The organism is Kitasatospora sp. NPDC058965, from assembly GCF_042741245.1.
GTDB lineage: Bacteria > Actinomycetota > Actinomycetes > Streptomycetales > Streptomycetaceae > Kitasatospora.
Map to the genome: position 1 here is coordinate 1 of NZ_JBHYKG010000576.1, position 1821 is coordinate 1821.

The window sequence follows — 1821 nt, forward strand, 5'->3', positions numbered from 1 at the left end:
CGGACTCGCCGTCGATCCAGGTCAGGACTTCGCGGCCCTGGTCGTCGAAACCGAGTACGCGGGGCGCGAGTTCGTACCCGACCGCCTCCAGGTGGTGGAGCAGGTCGTGAACCGCCGGGGTCCACGGTCCGACCGGCCGGTGCACCGTGCGGCCGATCCGCTCGACCCTGCCGATCTCCTCTGTCGTCACCCCGCAACCGTGGCGGGTGAACTGCCGTGGTGCAACCGGTTATCGGGCGGTCGGCCGCGCGTTCGGGCGCCCGCGCACGAGGGTGCGGGCGCCCGAACGGGGGTTCGTCCGGGGGTTCGGCCGGGAAACCGTCAGCCCGGCAGCGAGTCCATGAAGGAGCTCACCGAGAAGACCGCCTTGCCCGCGCCCGCCGGACCGTAGCCGGGCGGCGAGGAGAGGCCGAACTCCTCCAGGGTGGCGCGGTAGGTCTGGAGCAGGCGGATGTGGTACTCCAGCGGTGCACCGGCCGGATTCGCCTTGCCGAGCGGGGTGGTGGGCTCCGGGCACCAGGTGGTGAAGCGCGGCACGATGCCGTGCGACATGAAGAACCGCAGGCCCTCCTGGGTCGAGGCGATCGCCTCGTCCACCGTGGTGAACCCGAACGGCTCGGCCATCTCCACCCCCGCCACGAAGTTGGGGATCACGTTGGCCGCGCCGAACACCTCGGCCGAGTCCAGGATCCGGCGGTGCCACTCCGCCCGGCCCACGTACCGCTCCTTGCCCGGGCAGTAGAGCTCGAACAGCCGCTTGTCCCACACCTCGAAGTTCGGGTGGTAGATCCGCACCCCGTAGTCGTGGAACCGCTGCACGTCGTCGCGCGGCAGCGCCTGGGCCACCACCTTGCCGATCCAGCGGCCCGGGAAGCGCTCCTCGATCGCCTTGGCGTACTCGCCGTAGAAGTCGGCCTCGTCCTTGCCGCCGACCTGCGAGGTGATCGCGCCGCCGGTCAGGGTGTACGCCTTCGAGGTGCCCGCCGTGTCGTGACGGTCGATCAGCTCCAGCGCCTCCAGCACCTCCTCGACCGGCTTGACCCCGGTGTAGGGCCGGCCGGCCGCCTTGTGCTGGCGCCAGTTGTGGTTGATGTCGCAGTACTGGCACTCCTCCTTGGCGCCGAAGTACTGGCAGACCCGGAAGACCGTCAGGTAGATCAGGTAGCCCCACTGGATCGTGGGCGCCACCTCCATCACCGACTTGCCGTTGGCGAGGGTGTGCCGGTAGTAGTCCGGCATCGGCGGCAGGCCCACGTCGGCGATCCGGCGGCCGTCCAGGTAGAGGCCCAGCGTGCCGTCCGCGTCCGCACCCACCCGGTACGGCGAGTCCGGGTTCACCCGCACCGACACCACCGTGCGGCGCAGCTCGTACGGCCCGCCGGTGAGCACGATCTCCTCCGGCGGCCGGTTGAGCGCGGCCGCGCCCAGCTCGGGCAGCGTGCGGTGGTCGAAGGAGAAGATGAAGTACGACTTCGGCTTGACCTCACCGCCCGCCCCGTCGGCACCACCGCTGAGCGCGGACGCGTCGAACGCCATGCCGCCGCGCAGCAGGTCCTCCTTGATCACCGCCTCCCGGGGCACCTCGGGGAAGCGCTCCATCAGGTCCTCGACCAGCTCGGTACGGGTACCCGTCTGACCAGGCATGCCCTGTTCTCCCTCCCGGCCCTGTATGAGCCTGCGCCGATCATCATCGCAAGCCGTACGGCCGGGGCGCGCCCCGGGGCACGCCCCGGCCGTACGTGTCCGGATCAGGTCCACCGGTTGGCGGGCCCGACGCCCCGCGGCGGCCGCTGCGGGGCGTCGGGAAGGACCGTGCCGGGG

The 1821-nt window shown here is 71.2% G+C and carries 1 protein-coding gene and 1 pseudogene; both read right to left on the minus strand.

Translation table 11 applies throughout. The features are described from left to right. Positions 1–190: pseudogene (locus ACFW1A_RS40290) on the minus strand (aminoglycoside phosphotransferase family protein); the annotation flags it as partial. Positions 191–321: 131 nt separating this feature from the next. Next, entirely contained in the window at positions 322–1644 is a 1323-nt protein-coding gene (locus ACFW1A_RS40295) for a radical SAM protein (RefSeq protein ID WP_380418675.1), read from the minus strand. Positions 1645–1821: the final 177 nt, after the last annotated feature.